Genomic DNA, 25,046 nt, shown 5'->3' on the forward strand with positions numbered 1-25,046 from the left:
CGCACCCGACGCTCAGCGAAGCCCTGCAGGAGGCCATCCACGGTCTCGCCGGGCACATGATCAACTTCTGACCCACCCCTTCGACGAGACGCCCGCACAGTCATTGTGCGGGCGTCTCGTCGTTGCGGACAAAGTCATTGTTGTCGTTGTAGGATACCAAGCAATCGCTTGCTTAATTGTCGCTTCGCAAGCCGTGCCCCCGTGGTGGGCTCAGCACGAGAGATGAACAGGACGATCATGCCCGCACCGATTCCGATGAAGCTTCCCGCCCCGACTTCCGAAGCGTGGGAGTGGCAACTACAGGCTCAGTGCCGCGGAGTGGATGCCGCGCTCTTCTTCCACCCGGAAAACGAACGGGGCCGCGAGCGTTCAGCACGGGCGAAGGCAGCGAAACAGGTCTGCGAACGATGCCCGGTCCAGGTTCGGTGCAGGACGCACGCCATCGAGGCCGGAGAGCACTATGGCACGTGGGGTGGATTGTCGGAGGATGATCGTAAGGGGTACCGCCGCAGATCTGCGTTTAGGCACGAAAGCCACGTCAGTCCGCTCATCGCGGGCTGACGTGGCCCCGTGCGCTCAATCGGATGTTCGGGTGCTGCGAATCCAGCTCACGAGCGCCTCGGTCGAGGAATCCACGTAGTCTGCAGGGTCTTCAGCCGCGGTCAATGCCGGCTGAAGCGCAAAGGCTTGAGTTTTCCCGAGTTCGACCCCCCACTGATCGAACGAATTGATCCCCCACACGCACCCCTCGACGAAAACTTGGTGCTCATACAGTGCGATCAGTTGGCCGAGAACGGACGGTGTCAACATCGGCGCGAGTATCGTCGTGCTGGGCCGGTTTCCCGGCATTACCTTGTGGGCGATAACATCACGCAACGTTCCCTCGGCCTCGATCTCCTCGGCGGTGCGCCCGAAGGCCAAGACTTGCGATTGGGCGAGAAGATTGCTCAGTAGAATCTCGTGCATGGTCGCAGAACTGCCGATGGCAGGTAGATCCACTGCAGGACGGGCAAATCCAATCAAGTCTGCCGGCACAAGTGTGGTGCCCTGATGCAGCAATTGGTGAAAGGCGTGCTGTCCATTCGTCCCCGGCTCTCCCCATAGGATTGCCCCAGTAGGTACCAGCACCGGCTCACCGTCCAACTGAACAGATTTGCCGTTCGACTCCATAGCCAGCTGCTGCAGGTATGCCGGGAGCCTCGCCAGGTCTTGTGCATAGGGAAGAATTGCGCGGGTTTGTGCACCAAAGAAGCTCGCGTACCACACGTTCAACAACCCCAGCACCATAGGGGCGTTCTGCTCAATCGGCGCCGTCTGGAAATGCGTGTCCATCAGATGGAAGCCTGCGAGGAACTCGGCGAATCGTTCCTTCCCGATCGCGGCCATCACCGCCAAGCCGATCGATGAACAGACGGAGTATCGGCCACCGACCCACTCCCAGAATCCGAACATGTTCACGGGATCAATTCCGAACGCGGCTACTTCTTCCGTGTTCGTCGACACCGCGACGAAATGCTGCGCCACCGCCTGTTCGCCGAGCGATTCGGTCAGCCATCGACGCGCGCAAGCGGCGTTCGAGAGCGTCTCCAGCGTCGTAAAAGTCTTCGACGCAACGACAAATAGAGTACGTGCCGGATCCAGACCGTGTAGCGCTGCTGTCAAGTCGGCAGGGTCGACGTTCGAGACGAAGCGCACATCCAACGATTCGGTGCTGTAAGTCCGAAGGGCACGGTGAACCATGGCGGGCCCCAGGTCGGATCCACCGATTCCAATATTGACCAGCGCGGTGATGCGCTCACCGGTTGCACCGCGCCAACTACCCGAGCGCAGACGGTCGGTGAAGTCCCCCATTCGACCGAGGACATCGTGCACGTCATTCGTGATGTTCTGCCCGTCTATCGAGAGTTCATCCTCGGGTGGGCGTCTCAGCGCGGTGTGGAGTACTGCACGGTCCTCGGTCGAGTTGATGTGCCCGCCGGCGAACATTTCGTCGCGGCGTTCTTCGAGTGCGGCAGCCCGGCCGAGAGCCATGAGCAGCTCGAGCGTATCCCGTGTCACGAGATTCTTGCTGTAGTCGATATAGAGATCACCCGCGGTGAGAGTCAGCTCGTTGCCGCGGGCCGGATCTTCGGCGAAGAGTTCCCGTAGATGACGCGAGGACATCTCTTTGTGTTCAATCGATAGGTCCGTCCATGCCGCATTGATCGCGCTTCTGTACATCGAGAGGTCCTTTGCCAGTCCTGTGAGGTGAGAGCCTGTTTCTGTCACAACGCGACCTTCTGCACTGCGTGTCCCCCGAACTGTTGACGAAGGGCAGACACCGCCTTCATGGCGGGCGAGTCGAGCTGACGCGAGGAGAACCGTGCAAAGAGTGCAGCCGTGATCACCGGAGCCGGAACCGAATGACCGATTGCTTCTTCGACTGTCCACCGCCCCTCACCCGAATCGTCCACGTAGCCGGAGATCTCGCTGAGCGCGGGATCCGCGCCGAGCGCTTCGACCAGAAGATCGAGCAACCATGAGCGCACGACCGTGCCTGCAGTCCATGCTCGAAGAACGCCCTGCACGTCGGTCACGAGGTGTTCGGCACACAGCAGTTCGTACCCCTCCGCGTAGGCTTGCATGAGACCGTACTCGACACCGTTGTGGACCATTTTTGCGAAGTGGCCGGCACCCACCGGTCCGGCGTGCACGAAGCACTTCGTTGGGTCTCCCTCGGGCAGTAACGATTCGAACAGCGGCATGGCTCGCGCCACGTCCTCCGATTCGCCTCCGACCATCAACGCGTAGCCAAGTTCCTTCCCCCGGATACCGCCCGACACCCCACAATCGATGTAGCCGATTCCTCGCGCCGCAAGTCGCTTCGCGTGTGCCTGGTCATCAGTAAATCGCGAGTTTCCGCCGTCGATGACGAGGTCACCGGGATCGAGTAAATTCCCAAGTGTGTGCACGGTGTCCTGCGTGGCCCGGCCGTGCGGAACCATGACCCAGACGATCCGGGGGGCCTCCAAACGCGATACCAGGTCCGCAAGGGAATCGACGTCACTGGAGCCTATGCGCGGATCGTAACCGACGATGTCGTGGCCACGGCTCCGCATCCTTTCTCGCATGTTATGGCCCATCTTCCCGAGTCCTACTAATCCCATTCTCAAGTTTGTGGTCCTTTTCGTCGTCTAGTGCGGGACTTCGGTTGGCCTAAGTCATTGGCGTGATGTGCGATTGACCCCGAGGACACCGGCGTTAGTCGCAACCTGGCCTGAATGGATCGGTGTACCGTCGCAGTCGAGTCCGCGGAGTGGAGGCAAAGTCGTCGGGGCGCTGTTTCACACCGTCCCGGTGGGGACTCGATCACCCGTACCGGAAAATTCCGGCGTCAGGCCGCAGTCTGCCTTCTGGCGAGACGAGACCGAACGACGGTCCGGATGCCTTGTATCTGCTGAGGCGAGAGGCGTCGACCCCTGGAGCCCTCGACCAGTTTCGCAAGCCGTCTGAAGTAGGCGCTCGCCGGCAGGCCGAACAAATATGTCGCTGTCTTCGCCACCACCGTATGGGTACCACTGCTTGGCGAACTCGAGCATTGCGTCATCGTCGCTATACATCATTGCGTCACCTCTCTATCTGGAGTGCGGCTGCCGGTTCAGCGCCAGCTCGAGTGAGGCGTCGGATCTGTACATTCCAACTGCCTTCACGATCCCTGAGGGGCAGTGATTGCTGCATTTCCGTCTATGTCAACTCGAACACGGGAACAGCTCCGAACCCCGCGACGTCTTCGAACCGAACCTCTACCGGAGCGTCGATTGCTACGCGGGCGGTGACGCCCTCACCCAGAATCGCACTGAAAACTCTGAGGTTTCTCTGTTCCGGAAGAATAATCCAGCCAACGACGTAGGGCGTAATGTCCTGGTAGCCTGGTACGAAACTTCGGTGGACCACCGTGAACGTGTCTATGCGTCCTCGTCCGCTGACTTCGTCGAAGAAGAGATTCGTTCCGCGGCATCGAGTGCATTCAGGCTCGGGATGGTGGATGAAGGTTCCGCACGTACGGCACCGCTGGATCAGTAGTCGGCCCTCGTTGCATCCTTCCCAGAACGGACGCGCAAGGTCGCTAGGTTCCGGTGCTGTTCGGGTCCACATGACGCTATTCTCTCAAGCAAGCGCTTGGTTTACAAGGGGAGCAGATGACAAGACAAGCATTCGCCGGAGCGACAGCGGTGAGCGGGATAGGCATGACCGAGATATCCCGCCGCAGTGGCGTCAGCCCCCTCCAACTGGCACTGGCGGCGAGTCGCTCCGCCATTCAGGATGCAGGCCTCGCCAACTCCGATATCGATGGCGTCCTGTCCTACCACATGGCCGACTCTGCACCGGTGAACACGGTGGCCGAGCATCTCGGCTTGTCGCCCGAGACCTGGACGAATGAGATCTATGGCGGCGGGACGCAATCTGCGTCGATCCTCGGTGATGCCGCAATGTTGATCCACTCGGGCACAGCAACAAACGTGCTCGTATTCCGAGCTTTGAACGGCCGATCCGGAAAACGGATGGGCCAGGCAGCGATTCGGGTGGCCGGCGGAGAAACGCAGTTCACCATCCCATTCGGTATGGCGGGGCCGGTCAATCTGTTTGCAATGGCAGCCGCCCGCTGGATGTACGACACTGGCGCCACCGAGGAGGATCTCGCCTCGGTGGTCTGCCAATCGAGGCAGTTGGCCGCATCGAACCCGCGCGCGCTGCTTCATGCCCCCATCACTTGTGACGAGTATCGTGCCAGTCCGTTCGTGTCGACCCCCTTGCGCCGAGCGGACTGCTGTCAGGAGACCGACGCCGGTGCGGCACTGATTGTCAGCAGGGCGGATATCGCCGACGCCGTGAGCCCGAACAGTCCCCGTATCGCCGCTGTGGTGCGGGGCGGGGGCGGGGGCTCGTCGAGCATGGACAAGGCCGTTGATCTGTCAGCCATCTTTTCCCGCTACGTGGCCCACAAGTTGTGGAAAGTGTCCGGCCTTCGCCCCATCGACGTCGACGTGGCGATGCTCTACGACGCGTACTCCCCCATCGTGCTTCAGCAACTCGAAGACTTCGGCTTCTGTGGCGTCGGGGGGAGCGGGGAATTTGTGCGCTCGGGCGACGCCCTCCCGAGCGGCGCCCTTCCGGTCAATCCTCACGGTGGATTGCTGTCGGAAGGGTACATACACGGCCTCAACAATGTGTTGGAGGCCGTGCGACAGCTTCGGGGAACTGCGCCGTCTCAACAGGTCGAATCCCCGCATGTCGCGTTGTGCACAGGCTTCGGAGGAAGCTACGGAAGCGCCACCATTCTCGAAAGTCCCTAGCCGGCGCAACACCGGAGTTGACCGAGCCCCCAACACAAATTCACGAGTAAGAAACTCGCCCGTCGGCGAGGACACAACGGCCATCGACAGAAGCGGAGTACTCGAGGCCCGCGGCAGAGTCTCCCACTGGTGGCTGCACCGTGGCCACGGCAAGGGTGCTCCCAGGGAACACGGGTGCGGCAAATCGCGCCTCGATCCTCCTGAGCTCCCACGGCTTCGCCCCCAGCGGCTCAGCGAGGGACTTCGCCACCACGCCAAGCGTGCACAGACCGTGAAGAATGGGACGCGCGAAGCCGGCAGCCTGCGCCGCGGCCGGATCGACGTGGATCAGGTGGCGATCGCCAGTGAGCCGGTAGAGGACGGCCTGCTCCGGCGACAGCTCAATGGTTCGCGATTCGTGCTCCACCGCCCGGCCGACGCCCTCCGGCTTTGCCTTCACCCGTGGCGTGGACGGCGAGAAGCCGCCCTGACCAGGCAGGATAATGGAGTAGGTGGCGGAGAAATAGTCACTGTCGCACACTATGTCCAGGATCGCGGATCGTCCCGTGTCGCGGACCGCTTCGACATGGCCGGTGACTTCGAATTCGCTGGTGGGCGGGAGGGATCCGCGCATCGTCAGGGACTGAGACCCGTGCAGAGCTTGTGCCGGCACGAAGGCGCCGGCCGCCGATGCCGCATCGGCGACCCACAGTCCCAGCGTGAGCGCGAACGTCGGCAAGACCTTCAGGTCACGCTCGAAGATCAGGGGCAACTCATCTGCGCGAGCACCGACCGCGAGCGCGTACAAGATCGCGTCCTCTTCGCAGTACCGCACCACCCTGGTGCCCAGCTTGTATCCGACCCAATCCGTCATCTGCATGACGTGAGCGTATAGCATTTGAGCAAGCGCTTGGGTTACGCTAGCGAAGTCACGGTCGCACAGAGGCAAACCCAAGCGATCGCTTGGTACTACTGACAGGAGTTGGCATGGCAAAGCTGCGGGCAGGCCTCGGATATGAACTCGAGGTGCGTGGGCGGACCAAAGAGGTCGAGCAGCAGGCGTTCGAGAATCTCATCGAGCAGGTCACCCTCGCCGATGGGCTCGGTTACAGCACGGCCTGGATGGTCGAGCACCATTTCACTCGCGGGTTCTCGCACTCCTCGGCTCCCGATATCGTTTTGAGCGCACTTGCACGGGTCACCAAACAGATTCGGCTCGGGCTCGGCGTCGTACTCCTCCCGTTCTCGCACCCGATTCGCACCGCCGAGCGTGTAGCGACCATGGACATCATCTCGGGAGGACGCATCGAGTTCGGCACCGGCCGGGGAGCGTCCCCGCTCGAGTACCAAGCCTTTCAGCGTCCCTTCGAGCAGTCCCGCACGCTATGGGAGGAAAACCTCGACACCGTGCTCGGGATTTGGGAGGCCGACGGCGAACCTTACAGCGCAGAACACGAGTACTGGAGCGTCCCCGACGTTGGGGTCTACCCGCGCCCCTTGCAGGAACCGCACCCGCCTGTCTGGGTCGCATCGACCAGCCTCGACGGATACCTACAGGCTGCACGGCGAGGCTACAACCTCCTCGGCATGACCATGCTCAAGGGCATCGACGATGTCGCCGAGGATATCGCGAAGTACAAGGCAGAGTTGGCCCGCCACGGTTTCGACCCTGAGACGCGCAAGATCGCACTGATGATTCCGTGGCACGTCGCGCCAACGACGGATGAGGCGCATGCAAATGCCGCCGATGCGGTGATGTGGTATATCCGTCGCCAGGTCAATCTGGTTGCGCCGCCCGACTATTACGACGCACGGCACGCGAGCCACCGCGTCCTCGGAGCACTCGCCGCCGGCCAGTCCCAGGACGAAGCCATCGAGACGCTCCGCGACAACCTGATGATCGTGATCGACGATGTCGATGGGTCCCGTAAGGCTGTGCAGCGGCTCGAGGAAGCCGGCGTCACCGACTTGATCGGGCAGTTCCAGGTCGGCGGTCTCGACAACGAGCATGTCCTGAGCTCGATCAAGCTGTTCGCTTCCGATGTTGTGGAGATTCGATGACACACACACAATCCGTCGAGACTCGTCCCGAGCCGATCAGCAGAAGTAACCTCTCCGCGGCAGGAATTACCGCGGCGAAGGCCAAGGGGCTCTTGCACGTCGACTCAACTGCTACTGCCGCGTTCCCACTCTCAGCAGAGGATCGCGCGGCTGCGGTCGCGTTGACGGCAGAAACCCTCACCGACGCAGGCGTCAAAGCCACCGATCGGGTTGTCGTCTCGCTCAACAATGACGGTGAGCTCGGGGGAACCTTGGTCGCGGAGGCGGCCGCGGAAGTGGCGGCGGCAGCGGCGAGCATCGGGCCTCGCGGACGAATGCGGCTGCTGCGCACAGTCGAGAACATGCGCGCTAATGTTCTGGTGGGAACGGCCACCGGTGTGGCGGATTTTCTCGCACGACTCCACCTCGAATTCCTGGTCGAACCCTTGGACCTGGAACTCCGACTGATCCTCCTTACCGGTGAGATCGCTGACCCGAAGAAGATCGAGCACTTGGGGCGTGAATTCGGCGCCCAAACCGTCGAGTTGTTCACCGACCCTCTCAGCGGGATCCCGATCGCACACAAAACTCAGAGCGCCACTGCGCTCACCCCGACACACGGAGACTTACTCGAACTCGCCACACCCCCGGAAACGTCTGCAAACGGTGAACTCGCAGAGATCGTAGTGAGGTACCCGTGGCACTCGAGCCTCGCGCACATCGGAGTGCGTACCGGGTATCTGAGCAGCAGGGACGGTGAATCCCTCACCATGCCTACGCACACCCATGGTGACCTTCTCCTCATCCGCGGCCGGTGGATCTCCTTCTCCGCCCTCACGAAGGCACTTCGAGGCATCGACGGCATCGCACACTGGGAACTACGCGTAGCACGGCAGGGAACGCTGGATTCGGCGACGATCTTCGTCTCCTTCAACCGCGAAAGTCTTCTGAAGAACGGCATGTGGCACGCACGGATCGAGCAAGCCATCAGCGCAATGACCCCAATATCCATCCAGGTCGAAATCGATCCTCACGTACGCGAGGATTCCGCGCCGCCATCGATTCGGGACGAGCGCGGGCACCATCTGTAAATCCAACAACTCTCGGAGGTCGAAATGAGCGCGACATCACCATTGCAACACGTCACGGGTCTTCCTGAGGTCGATGCCACTGCGATGCGATCGGTACTCGGTCACTTCGCTACCGGTGTCATCGCGATCACTGCTCTGGATCCGGAATCCGGAGAAGGCGCCGGATTGGCAGCCAACTCCTTCACCTCAGTTTCTCTGGATCCGCCTCTGGTGGCGTTCTGCGTCGCCCACACGAGCAGTTCATGGCCGGCCATCAAGCGGGCTGACACCTTCGTGATCAACATTCTCGCCGAAGATCAGGAACACGTCGGTCGCCAGCTCTCGGTCAAGGGCGGTGACAAGTTCGCAGGGTTGGCCTGGCGGCCCTCTCCATCGGGGGCACCGGTCGTCGAGAACGCTGTCGCCTGGATCGAGGCTCGTGTCGAAGCCGAACATGTCGCGGGTGACCACGTGATCGTGGTGTCGCGGGTTCAGCACCTCTATGCCGACGGACGGTCGCCCCTCCTATTTCACCGGGGCAAGTACGGACGACTGCACATCGCCGACTGAGTCCGTACTGCACGCCGCCCAGCTGGATCACCTCTCCCGTCCACGTCCCCTTCCCCTCGTTGAGTCCACGTATCCCTGCATTGTCGGAGGCACCATGAGAACACACATTTCCCCGGCCGACGGACAGCGCGACACTGCGGTTCCACATGAACGGTTCGATACCGTGCCGGCAGCTCTAGACGCCATCGCACGCGGTGAAATCGTCGTCGTCCTCGACGACGAGAACCGGGAAAACGAGGGCGATCTGGTGATGGCGGCTGAGCACGTCACAACCGAGAAGATGGCCTTCATCGTCCGACACACGTCCGGGTTTGTTTGTGTCGCGATGACCGAAGCACGTGCGGCAACGTTGGGCCTGCCACTGATGGTTCCGCCCGACGGCAACACCGAAGTCCTCGGGACCGCGTTCGGCGTATCGGTCGATGCACGTGACGGTGTCACGACAGGCATCTCCGCAGCAGACCGCGCGGTGACTACTCGTGCGCTTGCCAGCCCTCAGACTCTCCCTGACGCTCTCACCCGGCCGGGTCACGTGATGCCGCTCCTGGCCCGGCCAGGAGGCGTACTGGAGCGCCCAGGGCACACGGAGGCAACCGTTGACCTATGCCGAATGGCTGGTCTCGAGTCTCTGGGTGTCCTGTGCGAACTCGTGGACGATGATGGTGAGATGTCGCGTCGTGCATCACTCTTCGAGTTTGCACGTCGACACGATCTGAGGATCATTTGCGTGCGCGACCTCATCGAGCATCGACGGATGCGAGAGCCAATTGTCACTCGCGTTTCGGAAGCCCGAATTCCGACGGCCTACGGCGACTTCACCGGGCATGCTTTCGCAGCACACGACGGCGTGGAACACCTCGCATTGGTCGCCGGAACTCCGCACCTAGCCGACTCCACGGCTACAGCGACACCGCTCGTTCGCGTACACAGCGAATGCCTGACTGGCGATATTCTCGGGTCTCTCAGGTGCGACTGCGGTCCCCAACTCCAGGACTCTCTCGAATTGATCGCAACAGAAGGCACTGGGATCATCGTGTATCTTCGCGGCCACGAAGGACGCGGCGTGGGGTTGGGCGCGAAGTTGGCTGCATACGCGCTCCAAGAGAACGGCTACGACACAGTCGATGCGAACCTCGAATTGGGTCTGCCCGTCGACTCACGGGATTACGCTGTTGCGGCCGCCATACTCAGGGATCTCGGCGTGACACGAGCACGGTTGATCACCAACAACCCGGACAAGATCAGCGCCTTGTCAAGGTATGGCGTCGACGTAACACAACGTGTGATCCGACCTCCACATGTCAACCGCCACAACATCGACTACCTGCGCACCAAAGAAACTAGACTGGGGCACTCCATCATGCCGGTCGCCGACGTTGCGGAGTTCGCAGGGTGACAGCCACCGCCGCTAAACCCGTGCGCGGACAGTGGGGACTGCCGCGCACGCCTGCACACCAGTAGGTGATGTGCGGAAAATCGGCAAACTCGCGGTGGGAGCAGGGAACGCCACTGTTGGCGCTAAATTATTCGGGACCCTCGCAGTGGTAGAGCTCGCGCATGGCCTCGAAAGAGGCATTTCCCGAACGGGTTCCAGGCGCTGAGTGGAGGGGCATCTCCTTGCTCGAGACCGAACTCCGGTTGAGCCGGTGGCCAGTCGAGCGTCGCCATGCTTGCGCATCGCGACAGGTCCACCGAGGGAAGGACGCTCAGAGCCGCGGTGTGCAGTGCAGAACTGCAACGTTCACGGCTCTGATTTCCGCTAGCGACGAAACACCCGACGGGTCGCCGTCCCCGTCTATATTGCCACCGCAGGACGCCCTGCTGTCGCGCCACCATCGACAACCAGATCGTGACCGGTGACGTAACCGGCCTCGTCCGACGCGAGAAACAGGATCCCCGCCGCGATCTCAGCGGGTCGGGCGGCGTATCCGATGGGCTGGAGCTTGTCGAGGATCTGCGTGATTCCGTCGATGTCGGGAACCATCGCGGTCAGCATTGTCCCGGGTGAGATTGTATTCACCCGGACACCAGCGGGCGCAAGCTCCAGTGCACACGCTTTCGACATCGACACCACCGCCGCCTTCGTTCCGCTGTATACCGCCATCCCCGCTGTGGGCGACATCCCACCGTTCGACGCAACGTTCACAATGGCCCCGTGTCCTTGCTTCGCCATCAACCGGCCTGCCGCGCGCGTTCCGTAGAAGACACCACCGAAGTTGACCGAAACTGTCCGATGGAACTCGTCGTCGCCCGTCTCGACCAGGGAGTGGTTGGCAGAAACTCCTGCGTTGTTGCACATCACGTCGACTCGTCCGAATCTGTCGCGGGTGGAGTTCACGAGTGCATCCACCGACTCCGGACGGCTCACGTCGACCTGTACGAAATCTGCGCCGATCTCGGCGGCTACCGCCTCACCGCGGTCGCCATTGATGTCTGCGATTACGACCCGCGCTCCCTCTGCGATCATCAATTCGGCCGTTGCTCGGCCCAATCCCGACGATCCACCAGTGATGATCACAACCTTGTGCAGTACCCGTCCGGTCACGGCGAGCCCCTTCCTTCTAGCTGCAGCTATGGAGGGTGTTCCACCCCCGCGTTTGCTTGTTTAGTCACGCATGCAAATACCCCTACCGCCAAGGCACCCGTCCACAAGAGCACGCGTACGGTCCGTTGGCTCACGCCTTACCTATAGATGCCCCGATCGTGAGCAATCCGCCACCTGTGGACACGTGTGACCGATCCATCCCGCGATTTCGAGAGGTCGCCGCCGCGGTCAACAATGCTGCCAACTATCTGGATCCTCCACCGTTGCTAGTCGGGGCACACGATGCTGTCCCACTGTCCCGCCAGCGCGTCGCGCGCGATTTCAGATTCCAGGAACACCGGGATGTTCTCGGTGTGCTCGTAGTGCGGCCCACACAGTGACAATCCTCCGTCCACTGCCAGATTTTGACCGGTGACGTACAGGGACAGGTCCGACAACATGAACATCGCGGCAGAGGCGACGTCGGCAACCAGTCCCCGCCGGCCCAACGGAATGAGGTCGCGTTCCCGATTCCCCTCGGACGTGCGGGCCGGGTGCATCCTCGGCGATTTGATCAGTCCCCACGACACGGTGTTGGCTCGGACTCCGAAGGGTCCGAGCTCGACGGCCATCGTGCGCGTAAGCGAGTCCAGGGCCGATCGTGTGGCCCCGTAGAACGCAAACCACGGCATTGATCGATCGGCGTCGGTGACGGACAGGTTGACGATCGAACCGCGCTGCTGTTCTACCATGCGCCGGGCGACGGTCTGGCTGGTTCGCAGTGCGTAGGTCACGTTGGTCGCGAGAGCGCGAGTCCACTGGTCCGCTCCGAGATGAAGGAAGTGTCCGATATCGTCGCCGGACACGCCGCCGACGACATTGACGAGGTGCCTGATCGGTCGATCAGCTCCATCGAGAGCTGATACGAGGTCGCGAATCCCGTTCTCTGTGGTGATGTCCGTCAGTACCGGGAGCAGACGCACATCGTGACCCAAGGCTGCTGCGAGGTGGCCCGAACGCTCTTCGTCGTGGTCGACCATGATGACAGACGAGCCGGCATGTAGGAGGAGCTGGACCATCGCCGAACCGACCCCGCCGCTCGCTCCACCGATGACGACCGCGCAACTGTCCGCGAAACCTGGAAATGCGAATTCAGGAACCGGCGGAAGTTCGAACTTCACCGTCACAGCGGCATCGCCAGTCCGCCGTTGACCCGGATGATCTGTCCAGTGATGTACGAAGAGGCATCCGAGGCCAGAAAGGTAACGGCGGTGGCGACCTCCCTGGCCTGACCCGGTCGGCCGAGCGGGATCTCGGCACTGTGCTCGCTGTCAACTGTGTTCCGTTGCTCTACATTCACTGTGCCATCCGCGTTCCGATAGTGAGCGGCGGTCATCGATGTCGAAATGTATCCGGGCGAAACGGTGTTCACGCGAACGCCGTCCCTACCCAACTCCATTGCGAGGGTCCGTGTCAGCTGCAGGACACCCGCTTTCGGGATGCTGTATGCACCGAGATTGGGTGCGCGGCCATCAACTGTTCCGGACGAGACATTGATGATGCTTCCACCGCCGCCAATGATCATTGCGGCGCCGACTGCACGACAACCGTGCACGAAGCTCTTCAGGTTGAGGGTGAGACCTTCCTCGAACTCGTCGTCGCGCATGGACAAGACTGGTCCTCGGGCCATGATCGCACCGGCGACATTCGCCAGGATATCGATCCTGCCCGTCCGCTCCAGCAGATTCGACGCTACGGAGGTGAAGTCGGCCGCTGAGCGCACGTCCAATGAGTAGGAAAAGGCCGTGCCTCCCTGTGCCGTGATCTCCTCGGCGCAGCTTCGACAGGATTGCTCGTCGATATCCGCGCAGCCCACCGCGGAGCCCGCGGCGGCGAGTTCAATCGCCGTGGCTCGTCCGATACCACTTCCGGCACCGGTGACGAGTGCAGTGCGACCGTCTACTCTGAAGGTGGCACTGAGCATTTAGCGTCTTCCTTCCGTAGTGATTGCCTTGCTACCGCGCGGTGTAACCGCCGTCGACGACGAATTCGGCGCCGGTGATGAACGACGCCTCATCGCTGGCGAGGAGTGTGACCAGTGCGGCCACCTCTGCGGTCATCTCGTCGCGCCCCGAAATTCCCAGGGTGGGGTGTCGGTGAAGCCGGGATGCACGAACTGACGCGAACGCCGCATGTCAGTCTTCGAACCGCACCCTTCGCGGCCGCGTATGCGGGCGCAGATCCGTATCGCCCCGTCGATTCCGAAAATCGAACTGACATTGACCACCACGGATCCGCCCTGCCTATCCTGGAGGGCGGCGCCAGCTGTGCTTGTGGGCCGGGAAGACACTAGTCTGCGTCACCGCAATCACCCTGTTGTATAGCTCGTTTGAGGTGTCCTCGCCCAGCTCCGGATGAGCGATACCCGCATTGTTGATCACTACATCGAGCGATCCGTACCGCGACACCTCACGTCCGGTACCACTGGCAGCCCCCGTGACCCGAACGATCTTGCCGCTGAATCGACCGGATACGCTGCCCGTCATGCCTTCAATGGTGCGTACAGTACGACGGCGTTGCCCCAAGGGTCCAGCACGACCGCTCGTGTCTCGTGTGGTCCGTCCTCCGGATCACGAACGATCGTGGCTCCAGCGGCGACTGCGGCATTCACTGCGGACGCAACATCGGACACCTTGAAGGACGCGGCGACGCGGCCACCGGTGACGTCCTCTTCAGGACCGGCGATGGCGACCGTGACCTTGCCGCCGTCCAGTGCAGCGAATCGTGAGCCGTCCTGGAACTTCGTCGGCAGTGTCAACACCGATTCGTAGAATTTCACCGCGGAGTCGACGTCGTCTACGGGATATAGCACATTTCCGACGGATACCTGTTGGGACATGATGTGGTTCTCCAATTTTTGTGAGTAAGTCGGGGGAGGCCCGCGCTCACAGCCGATTCGATTTGGTGTCTTCGTAGCGTTTGCGGGCGCGGGCGTTCGCGGCACCGAGCGCGACTTGGAAGTCACCTTCAGAGTTGTGGAAGGTGTTCCAGTTCTCGATTCGACGCCGATTCGAATCCTGGAAGTGGGGCACGACTTCGCGAGCGAACAACTCGTACGAGTTCAGGGTGTCCTGGGGCGAGGCCCAGTCGAGTACCCGGATGAGGTGAGTGCCGTACCCGCCGGACATCTCCTGCATGCGCTCGATGTGCTCGATTGCATCTTGTGGAGTCCCGACCACACCGAGATTGGACGCGCGGAACACGTCGAGGATCGGTGCTCCCTCGTCCAGACCCGACGAGTCATAGATTGCCTTCAGGAAACTCGCGTCGCGGAACAGGTAGCGTCCGGCGTCTTCCATGGCGTAGGAAACCTGCCGCTCGGCTTCCTCTCGTGTGGGGGCCACGTGAATGACGCTCACGAGCCGCCAGTCCCGGCGGTCTCCCGGTCCGTGCCCGTGTAGCGCCCGTTGTTCGGAGTAGATGTCCCAGTGTTCGGCGAGTACGCGACTGCCGGCGTCGGTTGCGGCGGCGAGGGCGAGCATCGGCAGCCCAAATCGTCCGGCCAACATAGCCCCTGCTGGCGAGATCACCGCTGTGACAGCCAACTCCGGGTGCGGGCGGGTGTAGGGCAGCATCTGCAGCTGCGCCTGCCGGAGTTCGAACCATTCGGTCTTCCGATCGATGCAGCCGTCGGAAGTGAACAGAGCGAGGATCGCTTCGAGCGACTCTTCCATTCGCTCCCGGAGCGAGGAGTATTCCAGCCCCATCATGGCAGCATCGGATGGAAGTGCCCCCGGGCCAACTCCCATGATGAGCCGGCCCCGGGTGAGATGGTCCAGCAGTGTCATGCGCTCGGCGACCATCAGCGGATGGTGGTAGGGAAGCGAGATCACTCCGGTACCCAGCTTGATGTGCCGGGTTCGTTGCGCGGCAGCCGCGATGAAGAGTTCGGGGCTGGAGATGATCTCCCAGCCACTCGAATGATGTTCGCCGACGAAGGCTTCGTCGAATCCGAGCTTGTCGAGGTGTTCGACGAATTGCAAGTCACGCTCGAGGTCCCAGGTGGGATTGTTCGACGGCTTGTGCTCGGGTCCGAGGAAGACGCCGAACTTCATCCTCGTGCGGTCATGGCTGGTCATGATCGATCACTTCCTTTGGTTACGCGGGTTGTCCAATCGGGGGCATGTGATCTAGTCATGACCGTTTTGCCCTTCGTGCGTCGGTCGCCGCGTGGTCGACATCGCCCTTGGCGGTGACGACCACGCCGTAATCACGCATTGCGCCCTCGACAGTGATCCGTGCCGCTTTGACGTCCTCGGACACGGACTCCACGGGGCGTTCGAATGGATTTCCGATTCCACCGCCGCCGCTCGTCTCGACGATGAATGCATCGCCCGCGAGGAAGAGTTCGTTATTGACCTTCGAATTGAGGACGACGGTATCTCCGTGGGGTGCTCGCTTTTTGAAGGCACCGGTTACTCCGGGTTTTCCGCCGTCCCGGCCTCGGGGGCCGGTTTCGAGCCGGTCACCGCGAGTGGTGACGTAGGCGTCGGCGAGCAGCCGGAACACGGTGCGTGTTCCGAGACCGCCGCGCCAACGTCCCGGACCTCCGGAGTCCGCGATGTACTCCACCTCCTCGACGATCAGGGGGCAGCGCACTTCCACGGGCTCGACCTGCGGGACCGAGTTACGCCCGAGACCGAAGTGGATGCCGGTGGCGTCCGGGCCGTCTTTACCGAACCGGGCTCCCACTCCCCCGAACTCGTAGGCGAGATGGACCCAATACGGTGCCGTTTTCGCGGCGATCGAGAAGGGTTGCAAGATTCCCGATGCTGCGATGGCACGTTCGGGGACTGCGTCGGATAGTGCCTGAAGTACCGCTTCCATTGCTGCGTAGGCCGGAAGGAAACGCCCACCGCATGGATAGGGCGACTGGGCATTGAGCAGCGACCCCTCGGGCAGATTCACATTCAGGACCCGCAGGCATCCGTCGTTCATCGGGATCGTCGGGTCGACGAAGCACCTGAACGCAAACACAGCCGCGGCAAGCGATTGGGAGATGCTCGAGTTGACTGCGGCGGCGACCTGGCGGTCGGTTCCCTCGAAGTCCAGCGAAATGTCACGGTCACCGATAGTCACCGCAACCTGCACACGATGACCGCGCAGGCTGGTGACGCCGTCGTCATCGATGGTGTAGTCGGAGCGGTAGGTTCCGGCGGGCAAGTCCTCGATCGCGGCCCGGGTAAGAACCTCGGTGTACTCGAGGTAGTTGTTCACCCCATTCGCGAACCCCTGAACTCCGTACTCGCCGATAAGTTCCTCGACGCGTTTGGCCGCAGTCGACGCGCCCGCTATGAGTGCGCGGACATCGCCCTGCACCTTGTCAGGCGTGCGGCTGTTCAGGGCGAGGATCCGCATGATCGGCTCTTCCAACCCATCCGCGTTGGCGATGCGGACCGGAGGCAGTTGGAGTCCCTCCGCGAAGATCTCGGTCGCCAAGGATGCCATTCCGCCGGCGGACGCGCCTCCGATATCCGACACGTGGATCAAGGTCGCGGTGAAGTACTCCACCATTCCTTCGATGAAGATCGGCTTGAAGATGAGGATATCGTTCGTGTGCACCCCGCCTTTGTAGGCGTCATTGGTGGCGAACACATCTCCGGGCCGCATCGTGTCGAGTGGGATGTCAGCGAGTAGGAACGGCACCGCCACCGATAGCGCCATGCTGTTCATCAGGGTCGTGGCCATCGAATGCGCGATAAGCCGACCGTCCTTGTCCAGGATCGCAGCTGATGCGTCGGAGCCCTCTACGACGAATGTCGAGAAGGCCGACCGCACGACGACGATGCTCGCCTCTTCCGCCGCGACGACCAGTGCATTGCGGAGCACCTCGGAAGTCAGTTGGGCTGTGCTCGAACCGCTGTCGTCGAGAGTCGGAGCCGAACCGTCGGCCAGAACGTGCGTCATTACTTCTCCTCCGAAGCGCGCGACAGAATTACGTTGAACTCGCTGTCGACCAGGGCGTTCCATGCCGGTGGGACCACGATGGTCGATTCACCGTCTGCGATGACGAGAGGTCCCGGTACCGGGTCGGCGCCGACGATTCCCTCGCGTTCGTACACGGGGGTTTCCCGGTACTCACCGAACTCACGGAACCAGACGCGCCGTTTCCGTGCCGGCCCCTGGCCTCGAGCATCAGATGTCGCGCGGCGACCGAGAGGTACTTTCGGGACTACATGAGTGACGCGGACCCGGTAGCTCACCAATTCGATGGGGCCCGAACCGTCGATTCCATAAGCCTCCTTGTACTTTTCGGCGAAGCTCTCGCGCAGGGCCGGGAGCGATGTGGCGTCCCAGTGCCTACCTTCTCCACCGTCACTGATGCGGACGGTCAGTTCATGTGCCTGACCGGCCAACCGCACGTCGACGGATCGCTCGACTCGGGTAGACGGTGCGGCGAGCTCCACACCGAGATCACCGGCCGCGACCTCCGCGAGCTGGGCGAAGGTGTCGTCGACCGACCCTCCGTCGATGTCGTTCTCATGGCACAGTCGGGTAAGCACTCGGTCGGTGCTCAAGTCCGTGCCCAGGAGTCCGACTGCAGAACCGACGCCGCACGACGGGGGAATGATCACGGTGCTGATGTCGAACTCCTCGGCCACGCGCGCTGCATGCATCGGACCTGCACCGCCGAACGCGACAACCGCAAAGTTCCGAGGGTCCAGACCACGCTGGACGGTGACCACCCGGACCGCTGCTGCCATCGTTGCATTGGCGATCTCATGAATGGCATTTGCGGCGGCTTCGAGCCCCACGCCGAGCGGTTCCGCGACACGCTCGCGGATGGCATTGGCCGAGTTCTCGGGTTCGAGTCCCATGGTTCCACCCGCAAACCCGATCGGATCCAGGTAACCCAGGACGAGGTTCGCGTCGGTGACCGTCGGGTCCTGACCACCGCGGCCGTAACATGCCGGGCCCGGTTCGGAGCCGGCCGAATGGGGTCCGACCCGCAACGCCTGCCCGTGGTCGACCCAGGCGATGCTGCCACCACCGGCGCCCACTTCGGCAAGGTCGATCGCCGGCGTCTTGATAGGCACCCCGGTACCCGCCCGACGTCCGCCGAAGCTCCCCTTGCCACCGACGTGGAACTCGGTGGTGATGGCCGGGGCGCCGTTGCGGACCACCGACGCCTTCGCCGTCGTGCCACCCATATCGAACGAGATCACATCAGGGTGACCTGCCGACAGACCGGCCGCGCGGGCGGCGAGCACTCCGGCAGCCGGGCCTGATTCGATGGTCGCGACAGCGCGCCGACCCGCGAGATCCGCGGACATGACTCCCCCGCCGGATTCCATAACTTGCACGCGTGCCTCGATTCCGGCATCACGCAGCCGTTGCTCGAGCTTTCGCAGATACGAGACCATCACCGGGCCCACGTATGCAGACATCAGCGTCGTCGTGGTGCGTTCGTACTCCCGAAGCTCGGGCCAGATCTCGGCTGATGTCACAACCGTTGCGTCCGCCGGGAGATACTCACGCACGATCTCGGCGGTGCGCAACTCGTGGGCGGGATTGACGTACGAGTGCAGCAATGCGATCGACACGGACCGGATACCGCGATCCCGGATCTCCTCTGCGACTGCTCGCACGGACGACTCGTCCAAGGGAATGATGGCCTCGCCGGCGCTGTCGAGGCGCTCGAGCACGTCGAAACAGTCGGAAGCCGGGATGGGCGACAACGGCGGATCGAAGAACGTGTCGAAACGATCCTCCTCGACCCGCGCGTAGCGACCCAGCGGCAGAAGGTTACGAAACCCGCGCGTACCGATGTGCGCGACCCGGACACCTTTCTGCTCCAGAATTGCGTTGGTGGCAAGGGTGGTCGCATGTACCACCCGATCTACCGCGGCCGGGGCCACTCCCGCCGTAGCGAGGGCGGCCTGTACCCCCCTGACGATTCCTTCGGTGGGGTCGCCATGCGTACTGAGCGTCTTGGCAACTGACTCCTGGCCCGTCGGTCCGGCGAGGACGACGTCGGTGAAGGTGCCGCCGACGTCGATGCCGAGGGCATACCCGTTCGACGAGTGGTTCGGATCTGCTGACATGGAGTCACCCTAACTACTTGAGCAAGCGCTTGTCTATGAGTTTGTCACGTGCAGTTGAGCAGAGATTCGGCGACCAGAACAGGCAGCCACGGCACGAGTTCCCTGCCGCCTTCCTGCGCTCGACTCCACGGTGTCCAGCACACGTCCTCGTGCTCCCAGTTGAGCCGGATCCGCCGATGGAGCGTGGTCGCCACGAAGACGTGCACTGTCCAAATTCCGTCCTCGCCTGAGATGCTCAGCACCGGCCCCTCCACCAGGTCGGCCAGGTCGAGGCGAGACAGGCCCGTCTCCTCGCCCAACTCGATCAACACATGTGCGGCCGGGTCGTCTCGCGAGTCGAGGTAGCCCGTGACACAGTGCCACCTACCCCGATCGCTCGCAACGAGCGAACTTCTCTGCAACAGGCACAGCTCGCCGTCGTTCTGCAGAAGCATGGCGACGGCACTGCGACCGGAACGCTCGAGGCGTCGGCTCAACGAAGCCATCTCCACCCCTTTCGGTGTCCTGAATCACTATACACTTACCCAAGCGCTTGCTCAGTAGTGTATCTTCGGGATTCATGCAGACCGACCTCACAGGCAAGGTAGCGCTGGTGACCGGCGGTGGTGCCGGCATCGGTGCCGAAATCTCCCGGCGCCTCTCCCACCGCGGAGCAGCAGTTCTCGTACTCGATCGCAACCTTGACGCAGCCGAATCCGTTGCGGGCTCGATCGATCGGGGAACCGCCGTCGAAATGGACCTCGCGGACACCACCTCGATCGCGCTCGCCCTCCGCCGCGACGCGGCACTACGCGAGGTCGACATCCTCGTAAACAATGCAGGCCTCACCAGAGTCGAGCGGTTCGTAGACAGCGACCCCTCGGCATGGGACATGCTGTGGCAAGTGAATCTGCGCGCCCCCATGCAACTCTGCCACGCGATCGTCCCGGAGATGACCAAACGCGGGTGGGGCCGCGTCGTGTTCGTCGCCACCGACAGCGCGCGAGCGGGTGGCGGCGGCGAAGGCATCTACTCGGCGACGAAGGCCGGTCTGCTCGGTTTCTCGAAAACCTTGGCACGGGAAACGGCCCGGGACGGTATCACCAGCAATGTCATATGCCCGGGGCTGATCGATACGGCCATGCTGCAATCTGTTGCGGAGAACAACCCGGCGCTGATGGACAAACTGATCGGGGCCATACCGATGCGCCGCATGGGATCCTCCGACGAGGTCGCGGCGGCGATCGAGTTTCTCTGCACCGTCGACTCCGGGTACGTCACCGGCCAGACCTTCAGCGTCAACGGTGGGATCACAATGATGTGACACCGCCGGCACCCCCGCTCTCACAACGATCCGGCCAGAAGGGATTCCAGGATGAAGATCGACCTCTCCGGCAAGACCGCACTCGTCACGGGCTCGACGAGAGGAATCGGATTGGCAATAGCACGGGGTCTGGCCGACTGTGGCGCGCATGTGGTAGTCAACGGCCGCACTGCGACCGCCGTCGAGCAGGCCCTCGACCAGTTGGCTCCCGCCGGCAGCTTCTCTGCCGTTGCTGCGGACGTGACGACCGCACAGGGATGCGACGCGATCGCCCGCGAATACCAATCCTTCGACATCATTGTCGGCAATGCCGCCGTGTTCGACTGGAAGAACTTCCTCGAGACGACTGACGACGACTGGATCCGCCACTACGAGATGAACGTGCTGGCGGCGGTGCGCCTAGCCCGTACCTATCTGCCCGGCATGCTCGAGCAGAATTGGGGGCGAATTGTTCTCGTGGCATCCGAGGCCGGCATGAACATTCCGTCGGAGATGATTCACTACGGCGTGACCAAGGCCGCGGAGATCGCCCTCGCCCGCGGTCTCGCGGAATTGACGGTAGGCACGGGCGTCACGGTGAACAGCGTACTGCCGGGGCCGACTGCGTCGAGCGGAGCCGACACCTTTCTCGACGACTATGCCGCCGAGCACGGGATCCCGCGAGAGAACGCGGATCGCCACTGCGCGACGTCGATCAGGCCGAGCACTTTGTTGGCCCGCCTCGCAACCGTCGACGAAGTGGCGAGCATGGTCGTCTACGCCTGTTCCCGCGAGGCCTCGGCAACCAACGGCGCGGCCTTACGCGCCGAAGGCGGCCTTCTGCGGCATTTCGGCTGACCGCAGCTTAGAGAACCACAACCGGATTGATCGGACTCGCAGTGCCTCCCACGATCGGCAACGGCGCGGCAACGAAGAGGAACTCCACCCTCTCCGTGTGCGAAAGCTCCTCCAGCCACAACATTTCGATGAGTGATACGCCGTGCTCCCACAGCGTCAGCATGTGAATATCCTCGTCGACGGATCCATGGAATACACCACCGGGATCGAGTGCGCCGACCGCGATGTTGTCGGAGCCTATTGCCACGACGTCACGTTCCACCAGCCACTTGCCGCCGCTGTGACACAGGCCCGGCTGCTCGTCGTTGTACTTCTCGGGGTCCTGCGCGAAAACCGCAGCCCATCCGGTCCTGACGAGGACCACATCCCCGGCCCGGACTTCTACACCGGCAGTCTCTGCCGTGTCCGCGAGCAACTGATCGTCGATTCGCGTCGAAGCCGCCAAATGGGGCACCCCGAGGTGCCTGGCAACGTCCAGCATCACGCCACGGGTGATGAGCGGTCCAAGTTTGTCGATCCCGCACCGAGTCGCACCGTAGCTCCGCACCCGATTCGCCGAGTGGCCATTGAACAACAGGTCGTTGCGCCACATGTGGGCCAATGCGTCGATGTGGGTTGTTGTGCCGTGCGGCGATACGATCAAGGCGTCGTCCGCGACCGACATCTCCCCCTTGATCCGGCCGGTACCGGCCGCGTAGTCTCCGCCATCCATCGACATGAAATGCTGTGGCAGCGGTCGCCCGGTGAGATGCGGGACGCGGGATGCGCCCGGCCCCGACGTGGCACCTTGAATGGGAAGGGCGAGCGACAAGGTCGCGCCCTGGCGTACTGCCTTGAACGCCTCGAGCACGGTGGACGGAGTCAGAAGGTTCGCAGCGCCCCGCTCGTCGTCAGTTCCCCACCGCCCCCAGTTTCCGAATTCCGACACGGCGTCGACATCGACTTGCTCTGGCATCCTTTTCGCCCTCTCTGTTGCCTTACCGAAGCATCGGCACCAGCGTATGATACCAAGCAATCGCTTGCTTAAGTTCAATTTGTTTCCATGAAAGAGGGATCACTATGCCTCCGAACACGAGTTCAGCCCTGTCCTCCGAGCCAGAAGCGGAGGAAGCACCGCTAGCGGATAGTGACGACACCGCCACCCGTCGGCGCGCCGTACCCGAGCACGAGGTCAAAACCCTACTCGGCGAATACGGTGTCGATGTTCCGGTGAGCAGAACATTCACCAACGCCGCACAAGCCGCGGATGCCGTGTCCGGACTGTCCGGTCCGCTCGTGCTCAAAGCCTGGGGTCCCGGACTCGTGCACAAGAGCGACGTCGGCGCCGTTGTCCTCGGGCTGACCGCGCGCGACATTCCAGCAGCGGTCGCCGACATGGCGGCATCTCTCGACCGCCAGGGTCTGACACCTGCCGGATATCTCGTCGAACAACAACATCCCGGCGGAATCGAATTGATCGTCGGGGTCGTGCGCGACGCAACCTTCGGGCACGTGGTGTTGCTCGGACTCGGTGGTGTCGCCACCGAGATGCTCGACCTCTCGGCGCTGCGCGTCGCCCCCTTATCGCGGGCGGACGCTGCAGAATTGGTAGATAGCTTCCCCGGGGCACCGCTACTACACGGCGCACGAGGACGTGAAGCCGGCAACCGAGACGCTCTCATCGAGTTCTTGCTGTCGATCGCCGGCGAGGGAAGCCTGGTCGAACGCCTCGGCGACACGCTTGCGGAGTTCGAATGCAATCCGATCGTCGTGACCGCCAGCGGCGTTCAGGCGTTGGATGCTCGCCTGATCGTGGACTCAACCACCGACATACCGGCTGCCACGCAGACGCACCCCACTGACTTCACCCGCCTGTTCGCCCCGCGCGGAATCGCGATAGCCGGTGCCTCGGGCAGTCGATCGACCTTCGGGAACCGTTTCCTCGCCGCCTATCGGCAGGCCGGCTGGACCGACAGCCTCTGCGCTCTCCACCCGGACGCCTCCAGTATCGACGGGGTCCCCGCATACTCCTCCATAAGCGATGTTCCGTACCCAGTCGACTACCTGGTCGTGGCGGTACCGGCAGCGGCGGCTCCGAAAGTGGTCGCCGACGCGGCCGCTTCCGGCGTCGGCTTCGTGCACGTCGTGACCGGCGGGTTCGCGGAAATGGGTTCAGACGGCGCCATATTGCAAGCTGAGCTCGGGCAAGCCGCTTCCGGTACATCGACTCGCATTCTCGGACCCAACTGTCTGGGTGTGTTCGCCCCCCGCGGGCGTCAGACCTTCACCCTCGGTGCACCTTCCGAACCCGGGGTGGTCTCCGTGGTGTCGCAGAGTGGCGGGCTGTCCGGTGACATGATCACCGTGGGTTCACGACGGGGTATCCGGTTCTCGAAACTCGTCAGCATCGGGAATGCGATCGACGTGACCCAGGGCGAGCTCGTCGACTGGCTCGTCGACGACCCCGAGACCCGGATTATCGGAATCTACTTGGAAGGCACGCGTGACGGCGCAGCACTGCTCGGCGCGCTCCGGCGGGCCGCCGGAAAGAAGCCGGTCGTGATATTGCGCGGCGGCTCGAGTGCACAGGGCTCTGTAGCCGTGAGTTCACACACCGGATCGATGGCCAGCAACGAAAAGGTGTGGGCAGCCGTTTCCCGAGCGACGGGAGCTGTTCAGGTGCGTTCGCTCGAGGACTTCCTGTCCTGCCTGACCTATCTTCAGCACTATATCGATCACAGTCCGAGCACCGACGCCGACGGTGTCCTGGTGATCGGGTTGGGAGGCGGCGCATCCGTCCTCGCAACCGACACCTGCGACCGCGCCGGCCTCAAATTGACTCCACTGCGCGACGGTCTCCGCACGCGTCTTCGCGACCTGGGATATGGCGCCGGAACTAGTGTGGCCAACCCCCTCGAGGTGCCCGTGGGACCAGCGTCGCCCACGTCGATTCTGGTCGATGCCCTGACTCCAGTCTTCGCCCTGGACGGTCAGCACTACCAAGACGTGCTCGTTCATTTCAACGCTGCGGCCTATTACAACTACGGCACCGCGGGCATTCGCCCACTGATCGACACACTGCAGTCACTCGTCGACGCCGAACTGCCCGTCCGCGTCGCTGTCGTGGTTCGGAACACCGAGGTGTGCCCGGCTGTGGATGTCGAACTTCTCGACATCTTTGCATCGGACAGCGGTCTCCCGATGTACCGGAGCTTCAGTGAAGCCGCGAGTGCGATCGCCTCGGCACAGGACTTCGATGCCCGGCGAGGCAACGGCGCCTGATCGCCCCGAACACGCGCAGAAGCG

General features: G+C 62.6%; 24 protein-coding genes. 9 read left to right on the forward strand and 15 right to left on the reverse strand.

All coding sequences use genetic code 11. The annotated features are described in order from the left end of the window. Positions 1–255: 255 nt before the first annotated feature. On the forward strand, positions 256–561 hold the full coding sequence (locus tag AC1D1G_RS23700; protein WP_349307469.1) for a WhiB family transcriptional regulator: 306 nt from the start codon (positions 256–258) through the stop codon (positions 559–561). A 15-nt stretch (positions 562–576) separates the two neighbouring features. On the opposite strand, the gene pgi is transcribed toward AC1D1G_RS23700, so the two are convergent. The 3 genes from pgi to AC1D1G_RS23715 all read right to left on the reverse strand — a co-directional run bounded on the left by pgi (position 577) and on the right by AC1D1G_RS23715 (position 4,134). Beyond that, complete coding sequence (gene pgi, locus AC1D1G_RS23705) at positions 577–2,220, reverse strand: glucose-6-phosphate isomerase (protein WP_477953910.1); 1,644 nt, start codon at positions 2,218–2,220, stop codon at positions 577–579. 44 nt (positions 2,221–2,264) lie between these two features. After that, the gene (gnd, locus tag AC1D1G_RS23710; RefSeq protein ID WP_283336763.1) at positions 2,265–3,152 is read right to left on the reverse strand and encodes a phosphogluconate dehydrogenase (NAD(+)-dependent, decarboxylating); all 888 of its coding nucleotides are present in this window, start codon (positions 3,150–3,152) and stop codon (positions 2,265–2,267) included. Positions 3,153–3,723: 571 nt separating this feature from the next. Then, positions 3,724–4,134, reverse strand: coding sequence for a Zn-ribbon domain-containing OB-fold protein (locus tag AC1D1G_RS23715; protein WP_477953911.1), 411 nt, complete (start codon positions 4,132–4,134; stop codon positions 3,724–3,726). 92 nt (positions 4,135–4,226) lie between these two features. Between AC1D1G_RS23715 and AC1D1G_RS23720 the strand changes: the two genes are divergently transcribed. Then, positions 4,227–5,333: a thiolase C-terminal domain-containing protein gene (locus AC1D1G_RS23720; RefSeq protein ID WP_477953912.1), complete on the forward strand. Its 1,107-nt coding sequence runs from the start codon at positions 4,227–4,229 to the stop codon at positions 5,331–5,333. Between the two features lie 40 nt (positions 5,334–5,373). Here the strand turns inward: AC1D1G_RS23720 and AC1D1G_RS23725 are convergent, their stop codons facing one another. Beyond that, positions 5,374–6,192 (reverse strand): MaoC/PaaZ C-terminal domain-containing protein, encoded by an 819-nt coding sequence (locus AC1D1G_RS23725; RefSeq protein WP_283336766.1) that lies wholly within the window; start codon positions 6,190–6,192, stop codon positions 5,374–5,376. Positions 6,193–6,299: 107 nt separating this feature from the next. Here AC1D1G_RS23725 and AC1D1G_RS23730 point away from each other — a divergent pair, with 107 nt between their 5' ends. The 4 genes from AC1D1G_RS23730 (at position 6,300) to AC1D1G_RS23745 (ending at position 10,388) form a co-directional block, all read left to right on the forward strand. After that, positions 6,300–7,373, forward strand: coding sequence for an LLM class flavin-dependent oxidoreductase (locus AC1D1G_RS23730; protein WP_105423863.1), 1,074 nt, complete (start codon positions 6,300–6,302; stop codon positions 7,371–7,373). Next, positions 7,370–8,443: a hypothetical protein gene (locus AC1D1G_RS23735; protein ID WP_477953913.1), complete on the forward strand. Its 1,074-nt coding sequence runs from the start codon at positions 7,370–7,372 to the stop codon at positions 8,441–8,443. Before AC1D1G_RS23730 ends, AC1D1G_RS23735 begins: the two co-directional genes overlap by 4 nt. A gap of 24 nt (positions 8,444–8,467) precedes the next feature. Then, the gene (locus AC1D1G_RS23740) at positions 8,468–8,992 is read left to right on the forward strand and encodes a flavin reductase family protein (RefSeq protein WP_477953914.1); all 525 of its coding nucleotides are present in this window, start codon (positions 8,468–8,470) and stop codon (positions 8,990–8,992) included. 94 nt (positions 8,993–9,086) lie between these two features. Beyond that, positions 9,087–10,388, forward strand: coding sequence for a bifunctional 3,4-dihydroxy-2-butanone-4-phosphate synthase/GTP cyclohydrolase II (locus AC1D1G_RS23745; protein ID WP_477953916.1), 1,302 nt, complete (start codon positions 9,087–9,089; stop codon positions 10,386–10,388). A gap of 399 nt (positions 10,389–10,787) precedes the next feature. Here AC1D1G_RS23745 and AC1D1G_RS23750 read toward each other — a convergent pair whose 3' ends face one another. The 10 genes from AC1D1G_RS23750 to AC1D1G_RS23795 all read right to left on the reverse strand — a co-directional run bounded on the left by AC1D1G_RS23750 (position 10,788) and on the right by AC1D1G_RS23795 (position 20,106). Further along, positions 10,788–11,537 (reverse strand): SDR family NAD(P)-dependent oxidoreductase, encoded by a 750-nt coding sequence (locus tag AC1D1G_RS23750; RefSeq protein WP_283334337.1) that lies wholly within the window; start codon positions 11,535–11,537, stop codon positions 10,788–10,790. Between the two features lie 266 nt (positions 11,538–11,803). Continuing rightward, complete coding sequence (locus tag AC1D1G_RS23755; RefSeq protein WP_477953917.1) at positions 11,804–12,703, reverse strand: SDR family NAD(P)-dependent oxidoreductase; 900 nt, start codon at positions 12,701–12,703, stop codon at positions 11,804–11,806. After that, positions 12,700–13,500: an SDR family NAD(P)-dependent oxidoreductase gene (locus AC1D1G_RS23760; RefSeq protein WP_283334338.1), complete on the reverse strand. Its 801-nt coding sequence runs from the start codon at positions 13,498–13,500 to the stop codon at positions 12,700–12,702. The genes AC1D1G_RS23755 and AC1D1G_RS23760 overlap by 4 nt, the downstream gene beginning before the upstream one ends. A 31-nt stretch (positions 13,501–13,531) precedes the next feature. Continuing rightward, positions 13,532–13,636, reverse strand: a complete 105-nt coding sequence (locus AC1D1G_RS23765; RefSeq protein ID WP_477953918.1) for an SDR family oxidoreductase — start codon at positions 13,634–13,636, stop codon at positions 13,532–13,534. A gap of 183 nt (positions 13,637–13,819) precedes the next feature. After that, positions 13,820–14,062, reverse strand: a complete 243-nt coding sequence (locus tag AC1D1G_RS23770; protein ID WP_477953919.1) for an SDR family NAD(P)-dependent oxidoreductase — start codon at positions 14,060–14,062, stop codon at positions 13,820–13,822. Continuing rightward, positions 14,059–14,415, reverse strand: coding sequence for a VOC family protein (locus AC1D1G_RS23775; RefSeq protein WP_283334339.1), 357 nt, complete (start codon positions 14,413–14,415; stop codon positions 14,059–14,061). The genes AC1D1G_RS23770 and AC1D1G_RS23775 overlap by 4 nt, the downstream gene beginning before the upstream one ends. Positions 14,416–14,461: 46 nt before the next feature. Continuing rightward, a complete protein-coding gene (locus tag AC1D1G_RS23780) occupies positions 14,462–15,655 on the reverse strand; it encodes an LLM class flavin-dependent oxidoreductase (RefSeq protein WP_283334340.1) in 1,194 nt (397 codons plus the stop codon). 55 nt (positions 15,656–15,710) lie between these two features. After that, positions 15,711–17,483, reverse strand: coding sequence for a hydantoinase B/oxoprolinase family protein (locus AC1D1G_RS23785; protein WP_477953920.1), 1,773 nt, complete (start codon positions 17,481–17,483; stop codon positions 15,711–15,713). Further along, complete coding sequence (locus tag AC1D1G_RS23790) at positions 17,483–19,621, reverse strand: hydantoinase/oxoprolinase family protein (RefSeq protein ID WP_477953921.1); 2,139 nt, start codon at positions 19,619–19,621, stop codon at positions 17,483–17,485. Before AC1D1G_RS23790 ends, AC1D1G_RS23785 begins: the two co-directional genes overlap by 1 nt. Before the next feature lie 44 nt (positions 19,622–19,665). Continuing rightward, complete coding sequence (locus AC1D1G_RS23795; protein WP_477953922.1) at positions 19,666–20,106, reverse strand: NUDIX domain-containing protein; 441 nt, start codon at positions 20,104–20,106, stop codon at positions 19,666–19,668. Positions 20,107–20,180: 74 nt separating this feature from the next. On the opposite strand from AC1D1G_RS23795, the gene AC1D1G_RS23800 reads away from it, so the two are divergent. Beyond that, positions 20,181–20,924 carry an SDR family NAD(P)-dependent oxidoreductase gene (locus AC1D1G_RS23800; RefSeq protein WP_477953923.1) on the forward strand — a complete coding sequence of 248 codons (744 nt, stop codon included), beginning with the start codon at positions 20,181–20,183 and terminating at the stop codon, positions 20,922–20,924. Positions 20,925–20,975: 51 nt separating this feature from the next. Next, positions 20,976–21,761 (forward strand): SDR family NAD(P)-dependent oxidoreductase, encoded by a 786-nt coding sequence (locus tag AC1D1G_RS23805; RefSeq protein ID WP_477953924.1) that lies wholly within the window; start codon positions 20,976–20,978, stop codon positions 21,759–21,761. Positions 21,762–21,768: 7 nt separating this feature from the next. Here AC1D1G_RS23805 and AC1D1G_RS23810 read toward each other — a convergent pair whose 3' ends face one another. Next, positions 21,769–22,794, reverse strand: a complete 1,026-nt coding sequence (locus AC1D1G_RS23810) for a cyclase family protein (RefSeq protein WP_477953925.1) — start codon at positions 22,792–22,794, stop codon at positions 21,769–21,771. Positions 22,795–22,820: 26 nt separating this feature from the next. Between AC1D1G_RS23810 and AC1D1G_RS23815 the strand changes: the two genes are divergently transcribed. Beyond that, positions 22,821–25,022 (forward strand): acetate--CoA ligase family protein, encoded by a 2,202-nt coding sequence (locus AC1D1G_RS23815; protein ID WP_477953927.1) that lies wholly within the window; start codon positions 22,821–22,823, stop codon positions 25,020–25,022. The last annotated feature ends 24 nt before the right edge of the window (positions 25,023–25,046 follow it).

Source organism: Rhodococcus sp. P3_B8 (assembly GCF_056402775.1).

Coding starts and splice junctions, on each gene's coding strand:
- AC1D1G_RS23815 (WP_477953927.1), top strand. CDS start 22,821: ATGCCTCCGAACACGAGTTCAGCCCTGTCCTCCGAGCCAGAAGCGGAG.
- AC1D1G_RS23740 (WP_477953914.1), top strand. CDS start 8,468: ATGAGCGCGACATCACCATTGCAACACGTCACGGGTCTTCCTGAGGTC.
- AC1D1G_RS23735 (WP_477953913.1), top strand. CDS start 7,370: ATGACACACACACAATCCGTCGAGACTCGTCCCGAGCCGATCAGCAGA.
- AC1D1G_RS23805 (WP_477953924.1), top strand. CDS start 20,976: ATGAAGATCGACCTCTCCGGCAAGACCGCACTCGTCACGGGCTCGACG.
- AC1D1G_RS23800 (WP_477953923.1), top strand. CDS start 20,181: ATGCAGACCGACCTCACAGGCAAGGTAGCGCTGGTGACCGGCGGTGGT.
- AC1D1G_RS23785 (WP_477953920.1), bottom strand. CDS start 17,483: ATGACGCACGTTCTGGCCGACGGTTCGGCTCCGACTCTCGACGACAGC.
- AC1D1G_RS23790 (WP_477953921.1), bottom strand. CDS start 19,621: ATGTCAGCAGATCCGAACCACTCGTCGAACGGGTATGCCCTCGGCATC.
- pgi (WP_477953910.1), bottom strand. CDS start 2,220: ATGTACAGAAGCGCGATCAATGCGGCATGGACGGACCTATCGATTGAA.
- AC1D1G_RS23745 (WP_477953916.1), top strand. CDS start 9,087: ATGAGAACACACATTTCCCCGGCCGACGGACAGCGCGACACTGCGGTT.
- AC1D1G_RS23770 (WP_477953919.1), bottom strand. CDS start 14,062: ATGACGGGCAGCGTATCCGGTCGATTCAGCGGCAAGATCGTTCGGGTC.
- AC1D1G_RS23780 (WP_283334340.1), bottom strand. CDS start 15,655: ATGACCAGCCATGACCGCACGAGGATGAAGTTCGGCGTCTTCCTCGGA.
- AC1D1G_RS23720 (WP_477953912.1), top strand. CDS start 4,227: ATGACCGAGATATCCCGCCGCAGTGGCGTCAGCCCCCTCCAACTGGCA.
- AC1D1G_RS23765 (WP_477953918.1), bottom strand. CDS start 13,636: ATGACCGCAGAGGTGGCCGCACTGGTCACACTCCTCGCCAGCGATGAG.
- AC1D1G_RS23775 (WP_283334339.1), bottom strand. CDS start 14,415: ATGTCCCAACAGGTATCCGTCGGAAATGTGCTATATCCCGTAGACGAC.
- AC1D1G_RS23795 (WP_477953922.1), bottom strand. CDS start 20,106: ATGGCTTCGTTGAGCCGACGCCTCGAGCGTTCCGGTCGCAGTGCCGTC.
- AC1D1G_RS23700 (WP_349307469.1), top strand. CDS start 256: ATGAAGCTTCCCGCCCCGACTTCCGAAGCGTGGGAGTGGCAACTACAG.
- AC1D1G_RS23715 (WP_477953911.1), bottom strand. CDS start 4,134: ATGTGGACCCGAACAGCACCGGAACCTAGCGACCTTGCGCGTCCGTTC.
- AC1D1G_RS23730 (WP_105423863.1), top strand. CDS start 6,300: ATGGCAAAGCTGCGGGCAGGCCTCGGATATGAACTCGAGGTGCGTGGG.
- AC1D1G_RS23725 (WP_283336766.1), bottom strand. CDS start 6,192: ATGCAGATGACGGATTGGGTCGGATACAAGCTGGGCACCAGGGTGGTG.
- AC1D1G_RS23760 (WP_283334338.1), bottom strand. CDS start 13,500: ATGCTCAGTGCCACCTTCAGAGTAGACGGTCGCACTGCACTCGTCACC.